We start from the raw sequence: 17778 nt of genomic DNA, 5'->3' as shown, positions 1-17778 counted from the left end.
ACAGTGACTGCCATCTCGCCGGAGTAGAAGGGTTTGACCTGGATGGAGTCCACACTATTTGTGACAGAGGCGCTGTAGGCGTTGACATCCTTGTCGAAGCTGGGCTGTAGGACGCCCTGGCTGAGTTCCAGACCATCCAGGAAAGGAGTCTCGGTAACAGGAGGTTTTTTGTCCTCTCTGGTGACCTTGATGGTGTAGGTCTTCTCGCCCGCGACGACGGTGATGGTGTTCTCGCCAACGCTCAGGGAGATACCGGCGGAGTAAGCGCCGGAAGCCACTTCCGTGCCGTTCACGGTGACGGCTGTATCGCCGGTGTAGGCGGGCAGAACTTTGATGGAGTCCACAGAGTTCGCGACCGTCGCGGTATACTCTGTGGCTTCAGTGCTAAAGTTGGGAGCCAAGGTACCGGTGGAGAGAGCCAAACCTGTAAGCACAGTGGGAACTGGAGCGGGCTTCTCTCTGGTGATCTTGATGGTGTAGGTCTTCTCGCCTGCGACGACGGTGATGGCGTTCTCGCCCACATTGAGGCTGATGTCGGCGGAGTAAGCGCCAGAAGTCACTTCCGTGCCATTCACGGTGACAGCGGCGTCGCCGGTGTAGGTGGGCAGGACCTTGATGGAGTCCACAGAGTTCGCCACAGTTGCGGTGTACTCGGTCACATCGGCGGAGAACTGGGGGGTGAGGAGGGCCGAGGACAGGGTCAGGTCGGTGAGAACCGTGGGTACCGGCTGGGGCGACGGCTCCTTCCAAGAGGAATCCATGGCGTAGATATTCAGAGAATCGACAGTCACATCGCCGCCCTCCACGTAAAACTCCATGCCGTCGTCGTTCATATTGTTCAAATCGGGGACAAACAGCCCTGTAAGCGCAGTGATTCCGTCGTTGCCGAAGGCGTCGACGACATAAGAGTCCACCAAGACGCGGAGTTTCACCTTGCCGTCGTCCATGGGTATCATGGACAGGGAACGATCCAGTGTCGCCGAATGAAAGTCCATGGTTTGTTTTGCGGTATCATATTTGACAATCAAGGTTTGATCGCCGTTGACGCGCAGCTTCAGCCCGAAGGCAGTGGCGGTGCCTGGATCAATGACCGCTTCCACATCGTAGAAAGCGCCCTGCACGTCTTTGAGGATGTTTTCATCCCCCTCGGAGACGGTTTGATTTTCCGTGGTAAACAGGGGATCCGGCAGACGCAGGGATTTCAGTTCCTCCACCGGGTAGCTGGTCATTTTGTAGCCGTCTTGGTAGCTGACGAGCTTCGTTTCCATGGGAATGCTCTGCATCCCGGTCCAGGTTTTCCCCGGCAGGCCGTAGCTCCCGTCATTGAGCCAGCTCACCAGAATCCGCCGGCCCTGCGGGTCGTTATAATAGCTCTGGGTAGCATAGACAAAGCCGCCGTTACCGGACTGCTTCTCGGTTTCTGAGCGGAAGTGGAAAACGCCGTCCTGTTTGGTCAGTTCTCCCACATAATACCACTCGTCGGGGGATACATAGCCCACATAGACCCACTTGTCCGTTCCCCCGTCCACCGGCAGCTGGAACAGGTCGGGACATTCGGTCCAGATGCGGTTGCCCGCGGCATCCTGAATGTCGGAATTAAAGGTCCAGTGGATGAGGTCAGGGGAGGTGTACAGTCTTGCATAGCCCCCCGCCACGACCATCAGCCAGATGCCGCCGCTGTCATAGCTTTCGTCCTCGATCCACAAAATCTTGGGGTCGCGGAAATCGTTGCCGTAGGTCGCATATCCCTCGTTGGGAAGGACGGGGTTGCCTTCATACTGGATCCAAGTCGTCCCGCCGTCCTTGGAATAAGCCAAATACTGTTCCTGTCTGCCACCTACCGTATCCTGAACCCCCGGGCCGATGCCGCCGGGACAGGGGAACTCGCTGTTGTGGGTGAAAAGCGCCACCATCCGGGAGTCGGGTGGCGTGGATTCGTCAAAGAGCCCGGAGGTGTTCTTCTCGTCGATGACACAGGAGCCCGAGGACATATTGCCGAATTCATCGGCATAAAGCGCCACCGGCATCTCCTTCCAGTGCACCAAATCCTTGGAAACCGCATGGCCCCAGCTCATGTTGCCCCAGCCGCCGCCGAAGGGGTTATACTGGTAGAACATGTGGTATTCTCCCGTGTGGGGGTTATAGCTGAGCCCGTTGGGGTCGTTGATCCAGTTTTGCGCAGCGGAATAGTGGAACCGGGGCCGGAAGGGCTCTTCATAGAGGGTCTCCTGGTCAAGTTCCTTATAGACAGCCGCGTTGTACACGGTTTCATACTTGTCGCTGGTTACGCTGATGAGGATGGCGTTGTGGCCGCCGCTGACCGGGATGGGCCCGGACTCCACTCCGCTTTCCACCGGAGTACCGCGGATGGAGATCGCCATCCCCTCCGGCGCGGTGGCCTTCACTTTGACCGACGCCGTATCGGCGCCCACATGCACCAGATACATCAGCTCGTCCGGGTTAAAGTCCACCGGCACGCCGTCCACCTCCAGGGAGTCAAGGCGGGGCTCTGCCAGGGCGGAAAGGGAGAGCTTTTCAAAGGACGCCTGCCCATTCCGGCTGATGAATCCCACATAGCCGCCGTTATAGGTTTCACACCCCACGGACAGCACCGGGTCCGCGCTGCCGTTGACATAGACGTCCAGCACGTTTTTGGCCCCGATTTTTACTCTCAGCTCCACCGGCTGGTTAAAGTCCACGTCCTCGAGCGGTTCGCTCTCCTTGAGGGTAATGCGGTTATAGACCACCCGGATTTTTTTCTCGCCGGGGATGAGTTCCACCGCGCCCCACTTGGCCCGGGGATTTTTCATCTGGCGGTCGCCGAAGACAAGCCCCGCAAAGGCGCCTTCCCCGGCTTCCCGCAGTTCCACGGTCCCCGTATAGTCGAAGGCGGTCACCTTCGGTTCAAAGAGGGTGATGTTCTCCTCTTCCGTCCGCTGCTGCACATAGCCTTCTCCATTCTCGGAGAAGGCACCGCCTGAGGCCTTGCCCAGACCGGTCGCTTTCAGCTCCGGTTCCGGCACCAGACCGGCGGTAATTTTATAGTTTGAGAATTTCGTCTGGGACAGCGAGCAGTTAAAGCCCACATAGCCGCCCCGGTAACTGGGGTATTTGGCGGTTAGGACGGGATGGTCCATATCGTTGACGAAAATGCTGACATTGTTCTGTTCGTCAATGGTCAATTTCAGCCGGTTTTTCTGGGTTAGGTCCACCCCGGGCAGGGCGGCCGACTGGTCGATGCCGCCATAGTCGGAGAAAATGCGCAGATTGCCGCTGTACGCCTCCAGATGGACGGCGCTCCAGGTGTCCACGGTGTTGGGGTCGTTGACGCCGAAGAGGATACCGCCCGCCCGAGCGGATTCAGAGAGAAATTCCACGTCGGTTTCAAAGGAGAGGGTCTCCGCATAGGTGTCGAAGACGGCGAAGTTATTGCGGTTGAGGTAGTTGAGGATATAGCCGTCGGTCGGATTTCCGGTGGCGTCGGAGCCCTCGGGCACAATGATACCCTCCGCGACCGGGTCCTCCGGGGAGGACGATTCGGCTTTGTCTTTGAGGGTCACGTTCGTAAATTTCGTCTGGGTGAGGGCCGACATCAGTCCCACATAGCCGCCCGCATAGGCCGGATAGCTGCCGGTACTGTTGGGCGAGTCCATATCGTTGACATAAAAGCGGAAATTCGTCCCCTCCACCACCAGTTTCAGGTGGATGGTCTGGGCAAGGTCCACCCCCGCCAGGCTCCCGAAGACATTGAGACCCACCTGGTCGGAGCTGCGGAACATCCAGGTGTTGCCCCGGCCCGGGTTGACATGGGTCGCCATAAATTCGGAGGCGGGGCTGTCGATGTTCTGGACGCCGAAGGCAAGGCCCAGCGCCCAGTTTCCATCCAGAATATCCACGTCCGCTTCCAGGGTAAAGTCGTTGAGTTTGTGGGGAAACATGACAAAGTTGTTGTCGTTGATGTTGGCGATGGTCCAGCCCTCCGCAGCGCTTCCCAGCGCCGAAGAACCCGCCGGTATCACCGCGCCGTCTAATGCGAGCGTCTCGCCGCCCAAGGCGTTGGCCGCGGGCTTCGCGAGCCGCGGTTTCCGATAGAGACCATTATCTCCTGAGGATTCCTCAGGAGATACCAGAGCGCTCTGGTTCGATTCTCCATTTTTATCCAATTCTTTTGCACTGGCCGGAATGATACAGGTCAGCACCATCATGAAGCTGAGCAGCAGCGCCAGGCATTGCCGGCCCTTCCCGCTCCCGCTTGCGTACTTTTTCTTTTCCACTATTTACCCTCCTATATTTTTCCACCGCGCCATGGGAACGCGGTCTATTCTTTACTTTTTATCACACTGCCATCCCTTTTGCAAGCGGTCCCTTTGCCGTCAAATTGGTATGATAAAGATGCCTAAAAACAAACAAGTGAATTTCTACACATTTCTTTAATTTCGTACAATCCATGATATACCATCGATCATACCCGCAATCCATGCGCATTTTAGCTAATTGATCAGAATTTCTTATGATTTTTCCTGCGTACAACATTTTCTCATTGTGAACCACTTTCGATCTTTTATTGTTAAATCTCACTATGGCAATCAGCAAAACTTTGTAAAGTTTTTCTTTGACTGAGGAAAAGTCTCCACGAAAAAAGGCCGGTCTCCTTTAAAAAGGGGACCGGCTGATTCCATCATCAATTGCCGCCAAGCGCCTTTCATTCCTCTCCATCCCTCGTAGCCGCTAGGGTGCGGTATTGCTGTCGGTATTCGGAAACAGACATCCCCTCCATCTCCCGAAAGAGGCGGTAGAGGGCGTTGGGGGTGGCAAACCCCACCAGCGGCGCGATTTCCTCCACTGAAAGATCGGTGTCGCACAGGTAGTTCTTGGCGTAATTGAGCCGGTAGATGCTCAGGGTCTTGGCGAAACTGGTGCCGAAATACTCATAAAAGAGGCGGCTGATGTGCCTGGGGGAGATATAGAGGGCGTCGGCGATGTCCTGCAGGGTGATGTCCCGGTCGTAATTGGCATAGATATATTTGGTGATCTCGATGGCCAGGTTGGGCGCCTCCCGCCGCTTCCCCGCCCCGTCGCCGGGCACAATATTGCGCATGACGCTGAGAATGAGCTGCAGGTAGAGGGACTGGAGCATCATCTCCCAGCCAAAGGGGCGTTCCACAATCTCCCGGCAGATTTCCTCAAAAATCTTCTGGGCGTTGTTATGGTCACGACCAAAGCAAACGCCGGAAGCAAGCACCCCGGCGAGCACCGCATAGGCCGTGTCCTCCCCCTGTTTGGAGAGAGCCGCGTGCTCCTTGAGGTCGAAGATGATGACGAAATATTTTTTAGCAAGCCCCGGCTCATAGATGGCCCGGTGGGTGGTTTCGGGGGGCAAAAAGGCGAAGTCGCCGGGGGACATGGCGTGGATTTCCCCCTCCACCGACAGGTGCACTTCCCCTTCCAGCGCGTAGTAGATTTCGCAGGAGGTGTGGGTGTGGGGGAACTCCGCCGTGGTCTCGTCGTGGCGCTCCATGTAGTTGACGATGAGCTCAAAGGAAGGGGTGGGAATCCTGGTGACAAAGGGGTCGTAATAGGGGCTCTGTTTTTGCTTGTACATCCGGTTTCCTCCCTCTCTCGCGCCGCCTTAAAACGCCACCAAGCTTTCTCCTCTTCGGAGCTCTTGGCTATGGCCATTTGGTCCGTTGTCCCGGACGCCGGGCGCTTCCGACGATGAGCGCCGCGCGGTGAAAGCCGGAATATAGCGCCGCCCGCGCCCGCTTGTTCTTTTATTTTATCACACCGCCGGCCATGGGACAATGCCCGGCTTTGGCGGACATCCTTCTCCATTTTTTGTCTGTTTGAAAGATTGCCTTTCCCCGCATCTCCTTTTATAGTTAAGGAAAGGAGCCGCACGGCCCCGGAAAGAAAGGAGAACTGACCATGGTGCAAACGCTTGTGGACATGGAACTCGTCAGACGCCTGGAGGACAAGGCCTACCAGATTCGCCGGGACCTGCTCACGTTTATCTACCGCATCGGCATGGGACATCTCGGAGGGGAACTCTCCTTAGTCGAGATGTCCGTGGCCCTCTACTACCAGTACATGAACTATGACCCGAAAAATCCCAAATGGGAGGATCGGGACCGCCTGGTGCTCAGCAAGGGCCACTGCGGCGAGACCCTCTACACCATCTTTGCGGACCTGGGCATGTACACCATGGATTACATGGTGGAGCATTTTGAGACGCTGGAAACCGCCAAATTCGGCATGCACCCCAATCGCAAATACGTCCCCGCCATCGAGGTTTCCGCCGGGAGTTTGGGACACGGCCTCTCCATCGCCCTGGGGATGGCGTTGGGCGCGCGCAAGCAGAAGAAGAACTGGCGCACCTTTGTCATCGTCGGGGACGGCGAGCTCAACGAGGGCACCAACTGGGAGGCCATCATGTCGGCGGGCCACTACAAGCTGGGTAACCTGGTGGCCATCGTGGACAAAAACCAGCTCCAGATGACCGGCCCCACCACCGAGATCCTCAATCTCAATCCCCTGGACGAAAAGCTGAGGGCCTTCGGCTGGGATGTCATTGAAATCGACGGCAACGACATGTACGCGGTCTGCGCCGCCCTCCAGTCCCTGCCCCCCGCCGACCCGGTGAGCCGGAGGAAGCCCGTCTTCATCATCTCCAACACCGTCAAGGGCAAGGGTGTGGACTTCATGGAGAATAACCCCAACTGGCACGGCGGCGGCATCGCCAAGGAGGAGCTCGACCGCGCCCTTGCCAGCGTGGAAAAGAATAGGAGGGTGAGATAAATGGCGGTACAGACAACCTATAACTTCGATCAGATGCTTTCCAGCGCCCGGGAGGCCTACGCGGAGGAGTTAATCCGCATGGCCGACGAGGGACTCGACTTTGTCTTCACCTACACCGACAACGTGACTCCCTCCTCCTCGGCGGGGAAGCTCATCGAAAAATATCCCGAGCGCTGCTTTAACTTCGGCATCGCCGAACCCAACCAGGTGGGGGCCTCCGCGGGTCTGGCCCTCTCCGGCCAGGTGGTCTATTCCCAGGTCTTCGGGCCCTTCCTTTCCCTGCGCACCGCCGACCAGATCCACACCGACATCGCCTACAACGATGTCAACGTCCGCCTCATCGGCACCCACGCGGGTCTCACCGCCGGCGGCGGCCCCACCCACAACTGCATCGCGGACTTAGCCCTCTACCGGGCCATCCCCAACCTGGTCATCGAGGTACCCGCCGACGCCGGCCAGTGCGCCAAGGCCGTCCGGGCCTCCCTGCAGTACGAGGGCCCCATGATCATCCGCATCGACCGGGGCGGCTCCCCCCAGGTCTACGCCGATGGGGACTATGACTACGCCTTCGGCAAGGCCATCGAAACCCTCCCCGGCAAGGACGTGACCCTGGTTTCCGCCGGGTCCAGCGTCTACTGGTCCCTGATGGCGGCCAAAAAGCTCAGGGAAGCTTATGGCATCAGCGCCCAGGTCATCGACATGCACACCATCAAGCCCATGGACACCGAAATGCTGCTGCGCTGCGCCGGGGAAACCGGCCATGTGGTCACGGTGGAGGAGCACTCCATCAACGGCGGCCTCGGCGGGGCCGTGGCGGAGGTCCTGTTGGAAGCGGGATTCTCCGGGAAGTTTAAGCGCGTCGGCCTGCCCGACGAGTTTGCCCTCCTGGGCGCCCCCGACGAAGTCTACCGCCACTACGGCATGGACCCCGACGGCATCGCCGAGACGGTGAAAAATCTGCTGATGAAATAGCGCTTTCGGTCATAAGGCCAAAGGAAAAGCCCCCGCTTGTTAGCGGGGGCTTTTCTGCGCTTGGAAGCGCCGTTAAATGAGGTGGTAGCGTTCGAGCAGTTCTTCCACAACGGTGCCGGAAAACTTTTTGAGCGCCGTTTTCCCGGCCAGCTCCGCAAAGAAGGGGAGTTTCAGGTCGGAGAGCTTTTTGCCGTCCATCATCTTGGAGGTGGAGTCGAGGAGCACCCGGACGTCGTAGCAGGAGCCGAAGACCTCGGGGACGCCCCGGTCCACGTCCAAGAGGGTGTAGACCGCTTCCATGGCGGTGCGCACCGAATATTCGGTGGTGAAGACGGTGTCCCTGACCGTGTCGGCGAACTGGCCGATGAAGGCGAAGTTGACGCAGCCCTCAGGCACCACCTTGGGACGGTCCCCCTTGGTGCGAGGCATGAAAAAGGAGGTGATATAGGGCATCATGCAGGGGACGCAGTGGGCGCCGGTGTGGGAGAGCTCTTCAATTTCCTCCACCGGCACGCCGATGTGGTAGAGCCACTCCTGGACGATCTCGTTGCCAGTGCACTCCTTCATGGGCTTTTGGATGAAGTCGCCGGGGACGTCGGTGTAAAGGCCGTAGACCCAGACCACCAATTGGTCCTTGGGCTGGCTCTTAAAGTGAGGCTGGCGGTTGAGGGTGAAGCTCATCAGCCACTTGGAGTCCTTGACGGTGATGATGCCGCCGGTGACCACCTTGCCGCTGAAGGGGTCGCGCTTGCACATCTTCTCGATGTAGGGCGGGATTCTGCCGTCCAGGGTGGTGATGGTGGCCGACTCCCAGTTGGTGGCGTGAATATCGGAGCAGAATTTGTCCGGGCGCCCGAAGTCGGGATCCTGGGCCGCGATATTCTTCCAAAGCTGCCAGCAGCCGCCCTCGCCGGGCCGGGTGTTCATCTCCGGGGCGTGGTCGTCGTCGCCCAGGGTGGCGTTTTCGGTACAGCTTCCGTTGGTGACAAAGACCAGGTCGTCCTCGATGAGATCGATGGTCTCCTGCTTTCCGCCGCGGATGCACTCGATCTGACGGGCCACCTTTTTGCCGTCCTTCTTTTCAAAGCGGACATTGGTCACCCGGGTGTCGTACTGAAACTGGACGTTGTGGTCTTCCAAGTATTTCATCATGGGCAGGATCAGGGATTCGTACTGGTTATATTTGGTGAATTTGAGGGCGGAAAAGTCGGGCAGGCCGCCGATGTGGTGGATAAAGCGCTGAATATAGAGCTTCATTTCCAAAGCGCTGTGCCACTTTTCAAAGGCGAACATGGTCTGCCAGTAGAGCCAGAAGTTGGAGGCATAGAACTCCTCGTCGAAGACGTCGTCGATGGTCTTGTCGTAGAGGTCCTCGTCTTTGGTCAAAAAGAGCTTCACAATCTCCATGGACGCTTTTTCGGACAGGGCGAACTTGCCGTCGGTGTGGGCGTCCTCTCCCCGGTTGACGCTGGCGCGCATGAGGGAGTAGTTGGGGTCCCGCTTATTGAGCCGGTAAAACTCGTCGAGGACCGAAATCCCCTCGGTCTCCAGGGAGGGAATGGAATGAAAGAGGTCCCACAGGCATTCGAAGTGGTTTTCCATCTCCCGGCCGCCCCGGATGATAAAGCCCTTCTGGGGGTCGTTGATGCCGTCGCAGGCGCCGCCGGCGATGGAGAGCTCCTCTAAAATGTGGATGTGCTCCCCCTTCATCTGGCCGTCCCGCACTAAAAAGCAGGCCGCCGCCAGGGAAGCCAGGCCGCTCCCCACCAGGTACGCCGATTTTCTGTCCACGCCCTCCGGCTTGACCGGGCGGGCAAACGCTTCGTAGTTGCCATTGGAATAATACATAACGCAGTTCTCCTTTATTTCTATGGGGTTTATTTGCGGATATAGATGGTTTCCACATCGTAGTTTTCCTTGACATACCGTTTGAGATAGATGACGGCGCAGATGTTTTCCACGCCGCTGACGACGAGGGCGGCGCCGATGAGAATCATCAGGGCGCTGGCGCCGGCAAAGGGGTGGAAGAGGAGGAGCACGCCCAGGACCGCGCCGATGACCGCCATGAGGAGGATCGCCCACCAGCTCTCGATGCCCGCCCGCTTGACGTCGATGGCCGCCTCCAGCAAAAAGACGCTGTTGAGTACGACGAGGATGCCGATGACGATGGGCAGGAGGGTGATGACGTCCCCCGGATGGAGGATGAGGATGGCGCCGACGATGAGGCTCATTAGCCCCAACGCCAGGTCGGAGGCGAGCGGGATGCCGTAGCTGTCGCGGCTAAAGTAGCAGATCACCTGGAAGAGCCCGGCCGCCGCCGTCAGGGCCCCGAAGAGATAGCACAGGGTCACCGCCGAAATCTGGGGCCAGATGATGAGGCACAGGCCCAGCACAATGTTGAGAATGGCGATCAACAGGAAGGTCCCTTTGATCTTTTTTGTTTGCATGACGCTCATCCTTTCGCTGTTTTCGTCCTTATCATACACCCGCTTTCCTCCCCCTTCCATAGACAATGGGGCCGCCGTGTCGAAGAATCCAACACGGCGGCCCCATTGTCTAAATTTATGACAGTTTCACTGATTTGTCTAGTTTTGGCGGTCGGTCCGGTATTTTTCCAGCGCCCGGGTGATGTCCCCGTGGATGAGGATGCTCAGCCGGTCGATGATGCGGGCCGGGTCCTCCTTCATGCCGGTGCGGATCCAGTCGAGAGTGAGCCCCACGAAGGCAAACTTATAAAAGTCGGCGATAAAGCGCTTATCCTCGTCCCGCACGCTCATCCCCGCCGCCTGTTCCTCCACCACCCCAATGAGTAGGTCGTAGGTCACCCGGTAGAGATAGCGCTCCAACTGGTCCCGGCTGATGGAGTGGTAGGCGTTAATTACCAGCGGCCCGTTCTCCCGGACATAGAGAAGCAGCTGCAAAAAGCCCTGCTGCCAAGTGTCGTAGGTCTTCTTCCCGCCGATGGCCTTCTCCGCCTCGGTGAGGAAAATCCACTCCACCAGGTCATAGATGTCCTGAAAGTGGTAGTAAAAGGTCTGGCGGTTGACTTCGCAGTCCTCCACAATGTCCACCACCGTGATTTTGTCAAGCGTCTTTTTCCCCAGCAGCTTTTTTAAAGAAGCCGCCAGCGCCCGCTTTGTCGTCTGGGCCATAGGCTCCACCTCCCGACATGATCTTTTTCTATTCTACCACCCTTCCCCTCCCCGCGCCAGTCTTTTGCGCCCGAACGCGGCAAGGGGCCCGGGGAAAATCCCCCGGGCCCCTTGCTGTGAGAAATGAGATAGTGGAAAAGAAGAGGAAAACTCGCGTTTTATAAGGTAGGCGCTAGATGGTGGCTTTCTTGACGTCAAAGGCCACGGCCGCGCAGATGATGAGACCGCGAATGATGAGCTGCCAGTTGGGGTTGACGCCGATGAAGGCCAAGCCATAGTTGATGACGGTAAAGATGATGACGCCGAGCACCACGCCCGACACCTTGCCCACGCCTCCCGAGAGGGAGACGCCGCCCACCACGCAGGCGGAGATGGCGTCGAACTCGTAGGAGGTACCGTAGGAGGCCTGGGCGCTCATGGTCCTCGCCGCCTCCAAAACGCCGGCGAAGCCCACCAAAATACTTTCGATGACATAGACCGATATGAGGATGAGCACCACGTTGATGCCCGCCACCTTGGCGGCCTTGGGGTTGCCGCCCACGGCGTAGACCATCCGGCCATAGGTGGTCTTATTGAGGACAAACCAGACGATGACCACAAAGACCGCCGCGATGACGATCAGGATGTTGATTTGTCCAAAGAACTGGTGCTGGGCCAAAAAGGTGAAGTCGTCCCGCAGCCCGCCGATGGGCTGGGCGGAGTTTGGCTCCATGCCGAAGTAGAGCAGGTTCGCGCCGTAGACGATGGTGGACATGCCCAGGGTGGCGATAAACGGGGGCAGGGAGAGCTTTGCCACCATCAGGCCGTTAAAGAAGCCGACCACCGCCAGCACCACCGCCACGATGAGGATGGGCACAATGACCGGGATTTGGGGCAGTCCCGGGAAAAAGCGGGACGAATAGGCGGCCGTCTGCATCATGGAGGCGGCCAGCACGGCGGCCAGGCCCACCTGGCGTCCGCCGGCCAGGTCGGTGCCTCCGGTGAGCAGCGGGAACATGAGCCCCAACGCCACAAGCAGCTTGACCGCCGACTGGGTGAGGATATCCTTGACCACACGGATTTGGATAAACTGAGGATTGAGGATGGCGATGACCACAATACCCACGGCCAGAACCAGCATCAGGGCATTGTTATAGACAAATCGTTTGACTTTGATTGCGGTAAGTGGGCTTGACTTTCCCATGATATTCCCTCCCTGGCTGATTATGTAAACTGGGTGGCCAGACGCATCACTTCCACCTGCGTGGCCTCCTCTTTGGAGAGGATCCCCGTCATCCTGCCGTCGCACATGACCAGGATCCGGTCCGACATGCCCAAAAGCTCGGGCAGCTCGGAGGACACCATGATGATGGAGTTCCCCTGGGCCGCCAAGTCCCGCATAATTTTATAAATCTCATATTTGGCGCCCACGTCGATGCCCCGGGTCGGTTCGTCCAGGATGAGGATATTGGAATTGGTCAACAGCCACCGTCCCAGCAGCACCTTCTGCTGGTTGCCGCCGGACAGGTTCATGATCCTGGTCTTGAGCGTGGGGGTCTTGACGTTGAGGGCCTTGCAGATGGCCTGGACATTCTTCCTGGCCTCCTTGTTTTTGATGACCTGAAGAGCGTTGGAATACTTTTTGAGATTGGCCACCAGCACATTGTCCTCCACCGAGAGCAGCGGCAGGATGCCGGTGGTGCGCCGCTCCTCGGTGAGCAGCGCGAATCCCTCATGGATGGCCCGGTGGGGATTTTTGAGATGGAGTTCCTTCCCGCCCTTAACGATGGTCCCCGACAAAACAGGGCGCAGTCCGAACAGGGATTCCACCATCTCGGTGCGTTGTGCGCCCACCAGCCCCCCGATGCCCATGATTTCGCCCCGGCGCAGGGTAAAGCTGATATCCTTAAAACTCCTGGGATTCGCAGAAGTTAGATTCTCGACGGTTAACATGAGTTCTTCCCGCGGCGGGGTCTCCTGCTCCGGGAAGCGGTTTTCCAGGGTCCGGCCCACCATCTTGTTGATGACGTCCTCCACCGAAAGCTCTTCGGTGGTCCAGGTTCCCACGGTGGCGCCGTCCCGCATGATGGTCACTTCGTCCGCTATCTCAAAAATCTCTTCCATCTTGTGGGAAATATAGATGATGGAGGTGCCCTGTTCCCTGATCTCCCGTATCAGGTGGAACAGCTTATCCGTCTCGGTACTCGTCAGCGAGGAGGTCGGCTCATCCATGACCACGATTTTGGCGTTGTAGGAGATGGCCTTGGCGATTTCCACCGCCTGCAATTCGGAGACCGACAGGTTTTTGGCCTTTTCTTTCGGGTCGATGTCAAAGCCCACCTGGTCCATCAGGCGCTTGGTCTTCTCATACATCTTCCCGTCGTCGATGACCATGTATTTGGTGTCGTACCGCCCCACCCAGATGTTGTCCTGGACATTCTGTTCCGGGATGGGGTTGAGCTCCTGATGAATCATGGCGATGCCCGACTCGATGGCGTGATGGGTGCCCTTAATCTCCATGGGCTCCCCATCGAGCAGCACCATCCCTTCGTCCTTTTTGTAGATGCCGAACAGGCAGTTCATCAGGGTGGACTTGCCCGCGCCGTTTTCCCCCACTAGGGCGTGGACCGAGGCGGGACGCACGCGGAGACTGGCGTGATCCAGCGCCAGCACGCCTGGGAAGCGCTTGACAATTCCCTCCATCTCCAGACGATATTCGCTCATTCTCTTCACCTCTCTATCTTTTAGAGACAGGGCGGCGGGCCGGGGGAGGGATCTCCCTCCCCCTTCTCACCGCGGGAGCGTTTACTGCTGGCGTGCCAGCACTTCGTCCACGTTGGTTTCATCCACCTTGACATAGGGGATCCAGATGTACTTGCCGTCCACCTTGGCGCCCTCCACATTGACAACTTCCTCGGTGATCTCGTAGTTGCCTTGGGAGATAGCGGTGATGACGTTGAGGAACGCCTGGGACTGGCCCAGTCTCGGGTTCTCGCAGGTGCCGAGCAAGGTACCCTTCTTCATGGCTTCCAGCGCCTCCACCGTGGCGTCCACGCCGCAGATGGGGATGTAGTCCGCGCTGCCCGGCCCGTTCTGGTTGAGCCCCGCCTGGATGCAGGCGTTCATGGCGCCGACGGCCATGCCGTCGTTGTTGCACAGCACGCCCTCGATGCCCTTGTCGCCAAGCTCGGTCAGCCACGCGGCCATCTTGTTTTGGGCCTGGTCGGTCATCCACATGGCGGTGTCGTCCTTGACGATCTCATATTCGATGTCGTTTTGCTTCAGTGTCTCCCAGTAGGCTTCGCAGCGCAGCTTGACGTCCGCGTGGCCCGGCTCGCCCTCGAGAACCAGGAGCTGGAGCTTGCCGTCGCCGTTTTTGTCGGCCACGGAGGTGTTGTTTTTCCAGTAGTCGCACAGGACCTGGCAGCTCATGGTGCCGGAGTCCTTGGCCGGCGCGCCCACGTACCAGACCTTGTCGTAGGACTCCATGGCCTCGGGCATGGGCTCGGTGTTGACGAAGACCACCGGCACGTCGTCCCGCTTGCATTTTTCGATCATGGCGTTGGGGGCGTTGCGGTCCTTGGGGATGATACCCAGCAGCTTGTAGCCGCTGGTGAGCAGGGTGTCGAGTTTGTTGTTGGCGATGGCCACATCCTCCTCGCCGTCCTGCATGTTGATGTCGATGCCCATGTTTTTCGCTTCCGCCTCCATGATCTTGCGGAAACCGGTCTGGAAGGCGTCGTCGAACCGGCGCCAGATAACGCCCACCTTGATGTTGCCCGCGCCGCCGGACGCGTCTGCACCCGAGGAGCCGGGCGCAGCGGCGCCGGATGATCCCTGTCCGCCCTCGCTGGCACAGCCGGCGAAGGTAATGAGTAGCATGGCGCATGCTAATAAGATTGCCAATACTCGTTTCTTCAACATGGTGCTTCCTCCTTTGGTCGTTGTGTCATTCTTCTCCCGTTTACTCTATAAAATCCGCGTGGATATCGCCCATATACCGGAGCGCCTCGTGGATAATGGCCTGATATTTGCCGTGTGCGCCGCTGACGTGGTGGATATAAGGCCCGGTGACCAGCTTTCTCTCCCACTTGGGCCAGTTGTCGGTCTCCACCCAGATGTAGTTGCCGTTGGTCTTGGGCCCCTCGGTGCCTGTGACCTCCCCGGCGAACATGGTGTATCTGCCGTGGTCGGCGCCCATGCGCAGGATGGTGATGTCGCCGCCCTCGATCTCCCACTGACCCTTGCCGCCGATAACGCTGGGGTGTCCCCCCCGTTTGGCGAGAGACATGGGGAAGGGCCCGCAGTGCCAGAGCAACTCCGCGTTGTCGTTGGTGGGGTGGCGCACGGTGATGTCGGCGAAGAAGGGGGTGTGCTCGCCCCGGGTGGCGCCGAACATAACGCCCGAGCCGATGGCGCCCAGGACATCGGTCTCACAGGTGACCGGCATCCCCTCGTCGGTGAGAGCACCCCAGACAAAGCAGGCGCTGATGCCAAAGGCGGCCTGGAGCATCTTCCAGCACTCCCCCGCCATGACGGTGCAGCCGTGCTCCTCGGCCACCCGGCGGATGCCGATGACGGCCGCCGCCATCTTCTCGAGCGCTCCCGGCTCCATGGCCGAGAGATCCACCTTCTCGCCCCAGCCGGCGATCTTGGCGGCGATGTCGTCCTTTTGGCCCAAGAGGGTCCCCTGGATGGCGGCGATCAGCTCGCTGCTCTCGATGGGGGTCACCTCGATGCCGAATTTTTCAAGGAGCTCGCTTTCATTGCAGCGCACGGTCAAAAACTGCCAGGGCCGCACGCTCAGCTGGGCCACCCGGGCGTTGCGAAACGCCTTGGCCGCGCAGACCGAGCGGATAAAATCATCAAACCCCTTTTCCAAGATGGGGGAATCAATCCAGCAGTTTTCGATGTAGGTGTAGGGCACGCCGTAGGAGAGCAGGGCCTTACCGGTGGCAAAGAGGCCGCACTGGACATCGTAGGCCCGGTCGGCCATCTGGTCGACCACACCCAGGGGCGCGGGGTCCCGGGGTCCCCAGAGGAGGACTGGCTTGCCCATGGCCTTGCAGAGCTTGGCGACGGCTTCCTCCTGGCCGAAGTTCGCGTGGGGGACGAAGACCGCGTCCACGTCGTTTTCCCGGAAATGGCGGACAATCTTTTCGATGTCCCCGTTGTCGATGAGGAGCCCCTCCTCGGTGAGCCCCTCGATGGTGACGAGCTCGACGTCGTATTTTTCCGCCAGCTCCCGGACGCGCTCGATGATGGCGTCCTTGCAGTTATTGAGGAACATATCCCGGCGGGTGGGGGCCACCCCCAGGGTGCATTTTCTGAAATTGTACAAGGCCGATTCCTCCTTCTCTTCTCAGTTTTCCCTTGGTTTCGTCATTTTTCGCGCGCCTGCCGGCGAGGAAGACGCGCCTCGGGCCCTGATCACAACTTTGCCGTGGCCCACGCGCGCAGATTTCATTCGCGCCACAGCGCGCCTACCGGCGGGGCTGTCGCGCACTTGGCTCTATTCTTATCATTGACACAGAGCACGCGCTTTGGTCTTCTGCGGGCCGCTTGTGTCCTCCGCGCGCCTACCGGCGGGGCTGTCGCACACTTGGCTCTATTCTTGTCGCTGACGCAGAGCACGCGCTTTGGTCTTCTGCGGGCCGCTTGTGTCCTCCGCGCGCCTGCGCCGGCGGGACTGTCGCGCACTTGGCTCTATTCTTGTCGCTGACGCAGAGCACGCGCTTTGGTCTTCTGCGGGCCGCTTGTGTCCTCCGCGCGCCTGCCGGCGGGACTGTCGCACACTTGGCTCTATTCTTATCATTGACACAGAGCACGCGTTTTGGTTTGGATGGACCTACCAGGCGTAGGCTTCGGGCGCGCCGCCGCCGGGGCCGGGGAAGATGAGATCCATCTCTTTGATAAAGTCGTCGGGGAGGGTCAGCTCCATGGCGGGCAGCATGGCCTCGAACTGCTCGACGGTGCGGGGGCCCACGATAACGCCGGTCAGGTTGGGGCGGCTGAGCAGCCAGGCGACGGCCACGTTGGCCTGGGTCTCTCCCAGCTCGTCGCAGAGCTTGGCGAATTTGGCAAGCTGGGGCTCCATGTCGATAAAATTCATGTAGTTGGGCGCTTTCGGGTGCTCGGCGTCAATGACGTTTGCCTCGATGCGCCGGGACTTTGTCGGGTCGTGGAGGCTCTTGCCCGCCAGCACGCCCGCGTTGAGGGGGCTGTAGGCGAAGGTGCCGATGCCCAGCTTCTGCGCTGCCGGAAGCAGTTCCAATTCGGGCAGGCGGCACATCAGGTTATAGCGGTGTTCCTCCACCACCACGCCCAGGATGTTGCGTTTTTTGGCCTCCATCTGTGCTTCGCACAGGTCGTAGCCCGCCGAATTGCTGGAGCCCAGATAGTCGATCTTGCCCTGATAGAGCATGGACTGGTAGCACTCGTACAGCTCATCCCAGGAGGTGCCCCGGTCATAGTGGTGCATCATGTACACTTCGATGTGATCGGTCTGCAGCCTTTTCAGCGAGTCCTCCAAGTTCCGCCGCAGCTTGTAGGTGGAAAGGCCGTGGGCTTCTTCGTTGATGGGGTCGTCGGAATCGGCCATCCAGGAGAATGCCTTGGTCTGCATGATAACCTTTTTGCGCTTGCCGGTGTCCTGGAACCACCGGCCGATGATGGTCTCGGTGATGCCCTTGTGTCCGCCGCCGTACTCGTTGGCGGTGTCGAAGTAGTTGATACCCGCGTCGATGGCGGCGTCCATGATTCTTCTGGCTTCCTTTTCGTCGGTGACGTTGCCGAAGTTGGTGGTTCCCAGGCAGAAACGGCTGACCTGCATGCCGGTTCTTCCCAAAGCGGTGTACTTCATGTTCATTCTCCTCCTCGT

12 protein-coding genes are annotated in these 17778 nt (G+C 59.0%); 2 read left to right on the top strand and 10 right to left on the bottom strand.

The window, feature by feature from the left end; genetic code table 11:
• Nucleotides 1-4274: cadherin-like beta sandwich domain-containing protein (locus H8709_RS10505; protein ID WP_262398328.1), on the bottom strand; the 4274-nt coding region annotated here is incomplete at its 3' end.
• Nucleotides 4275-4702: 428 nt separating this feature from the next.
• The gene (locus H8709_RS10500; RefSeq protein WP_262398327.1) at nucleotides 4703-5602 is read right to left on the bottom strand and encodes an AraC family transcriptional regulator; all 900 of its coding nucleotides are present in this window, start codon (nucleotides 5600-5602) and stop codon (nucleotides 4703-4705) included.
• Nucleotides 5603-5925: 323 nt separating this feature from the next.
• Between H8709_RS10500 and H8709_RS10495 the strand changes: the two genes are divergently transcribed.
• On the top strand, nucleotides 5926-6795 hold the full coding sequence (locus H8709_RS10495) for a transketolase (RefSeq protein WP_262398326.1): 870 nt from the start codon (nucleotides 5926-5928) through the stop codon (nucleotides 6793-6795).
• Nucleotides 6796-7767, top strand: coding sequence for a transketolase family protein (locus tag H8709_RS10490; RefSeq protein WP_262398325.1), 972 nt, complete (start codon nucleotides 6796-6798; stop codon nucleotides 7765-7767). It abuts the gene before it with no gap.
• 72 nt (nucleotides 7768-7839) lie between these two features.
• Here the strand turns inward: H8709_RS10490 and H8709_RS10485 are convergent, their stop codons facing one another.
• The 8 genes from H8709_RS10485 to H8709_RS10450 all read right to left on the bottom strand — a co-directional run bounded on the left by H8709_RS10485 (nucleotide 7840) and on the right by H8709_RS10450 (nucleotide 17760).
• On the bottom strand, nucleotides 7840-9615 hold the full coding sequence (locus H8709_RS10485) for an oleate hydratase (protein WP_262398324.1): 1776 nt from the start codon (nucleotides 9613-9615) through the stop codon (nucleotides 7840-7842).
• 29 nt (nucleotides 9616-9644) lie between these two features.
• Nucleotides 9645-10253 carry an HdeD family acid-resistance protein gene (locus H8709_RS10480; RefSeq protein WP_262398323.1) on the bottom strand — a complete coding sequence of 203 codons (609 nt, stop codon included), beginning with the start codon at nucleotides 10251-10253 and terminating at the stop codon, nucleotides 9645-9647.
• Between the two features lie 99 nt (nucleotides 10254-10352).
• Nucleotides 10353-10919, bottom strand: coding sequence for a TetR-like C-terminal domain-containing protein (locus tag H8709_RS10475; RefSeq protein ID WP_262398322.1), 567 nt, complete (start codon nucleotides 10917-10919; stop codon nucleotides 10353-10355).
• A 172-nt stretch (nucleotides 10920-11091) separates the two neighbouring features.
• Nucleotides 11092-12102: an ABC transporter permease subunit gene (locus tag H8709_RS10470; protein ID WP_262398321.1), complete on the bottom strand. Its 1011-nt coding sequence runs from the start codon at nucleotides 12100-12102 to the stop codon at nucleotides 11092-11094.
• 20 nt (nucleotides 12103-12122) lie between these two features.
• On the bottom strand, nucleotides 12123-13622 hold the full coding sequence (locus H8709_RS10465) for a sugar ABC transporter ATP-binding protein (RefSeq protein WP_262398320.1): 1500 nt from the start codon (nucleotides 13620-13622) through the stop codon (nucleotides 12123-12125).
• A gap of 81 nt (nucleotides 13623-13703) precedes the next feature.
• Nucleotides 13704-14822, bottom strand: coding sequence for a galactose ABC transporter substrate-binding protein (locus H8709_RS10460; protein WP_262398319.1), 1119 nt, complete (start codon nucleotides 14820-14822; stop codon nucleotides 13704-13706).
• A 40-nt stretch (nucleotides 14823-14862) separates the two neighbouring features.
• Nucleotides 14863-16239, bottom strand: a complete 1377-nt coding sequence (locus H8709_RS10455; RefSeq protein ID WP_262398318.1) for an L-fucose/L-arabinose isomerase family protein — start codon at nucleotides 16237-16239, stop codon at nucleotides 14863-14865.
• Nucleotides 16240-16746: 507 nt separating this feature from the next.
• Nucleotides 16747-17760: an aldo/keto reductase gene (locus H8709_RS10450; protein ID WP_262398317.1), complete on the bottom strand. Its 1014-nt coding sequence runs from the start codon at nucleotides 17758-17760 to the stop codon at nucleotides 16747-16749.
• Nucleotides 17761-17778: the final 18 nt, after the last annotated feature.

The sequence above is a fragment of the Zongyangia hominis genome, from assembly GCF_014385095.1.
GTDB classification, from domain to species: domain Bacteria; phylum Bacillota; class Clostridia; order Oscillospirales; family Ruminococcaceae; genus Zongyangia; species Zongyangia hominis.
The sequence above is the reverse complement of the archived record's forward strand: the minus strand, read 5'-3'. Positions and strand labels throughout refer to the sequence as shown.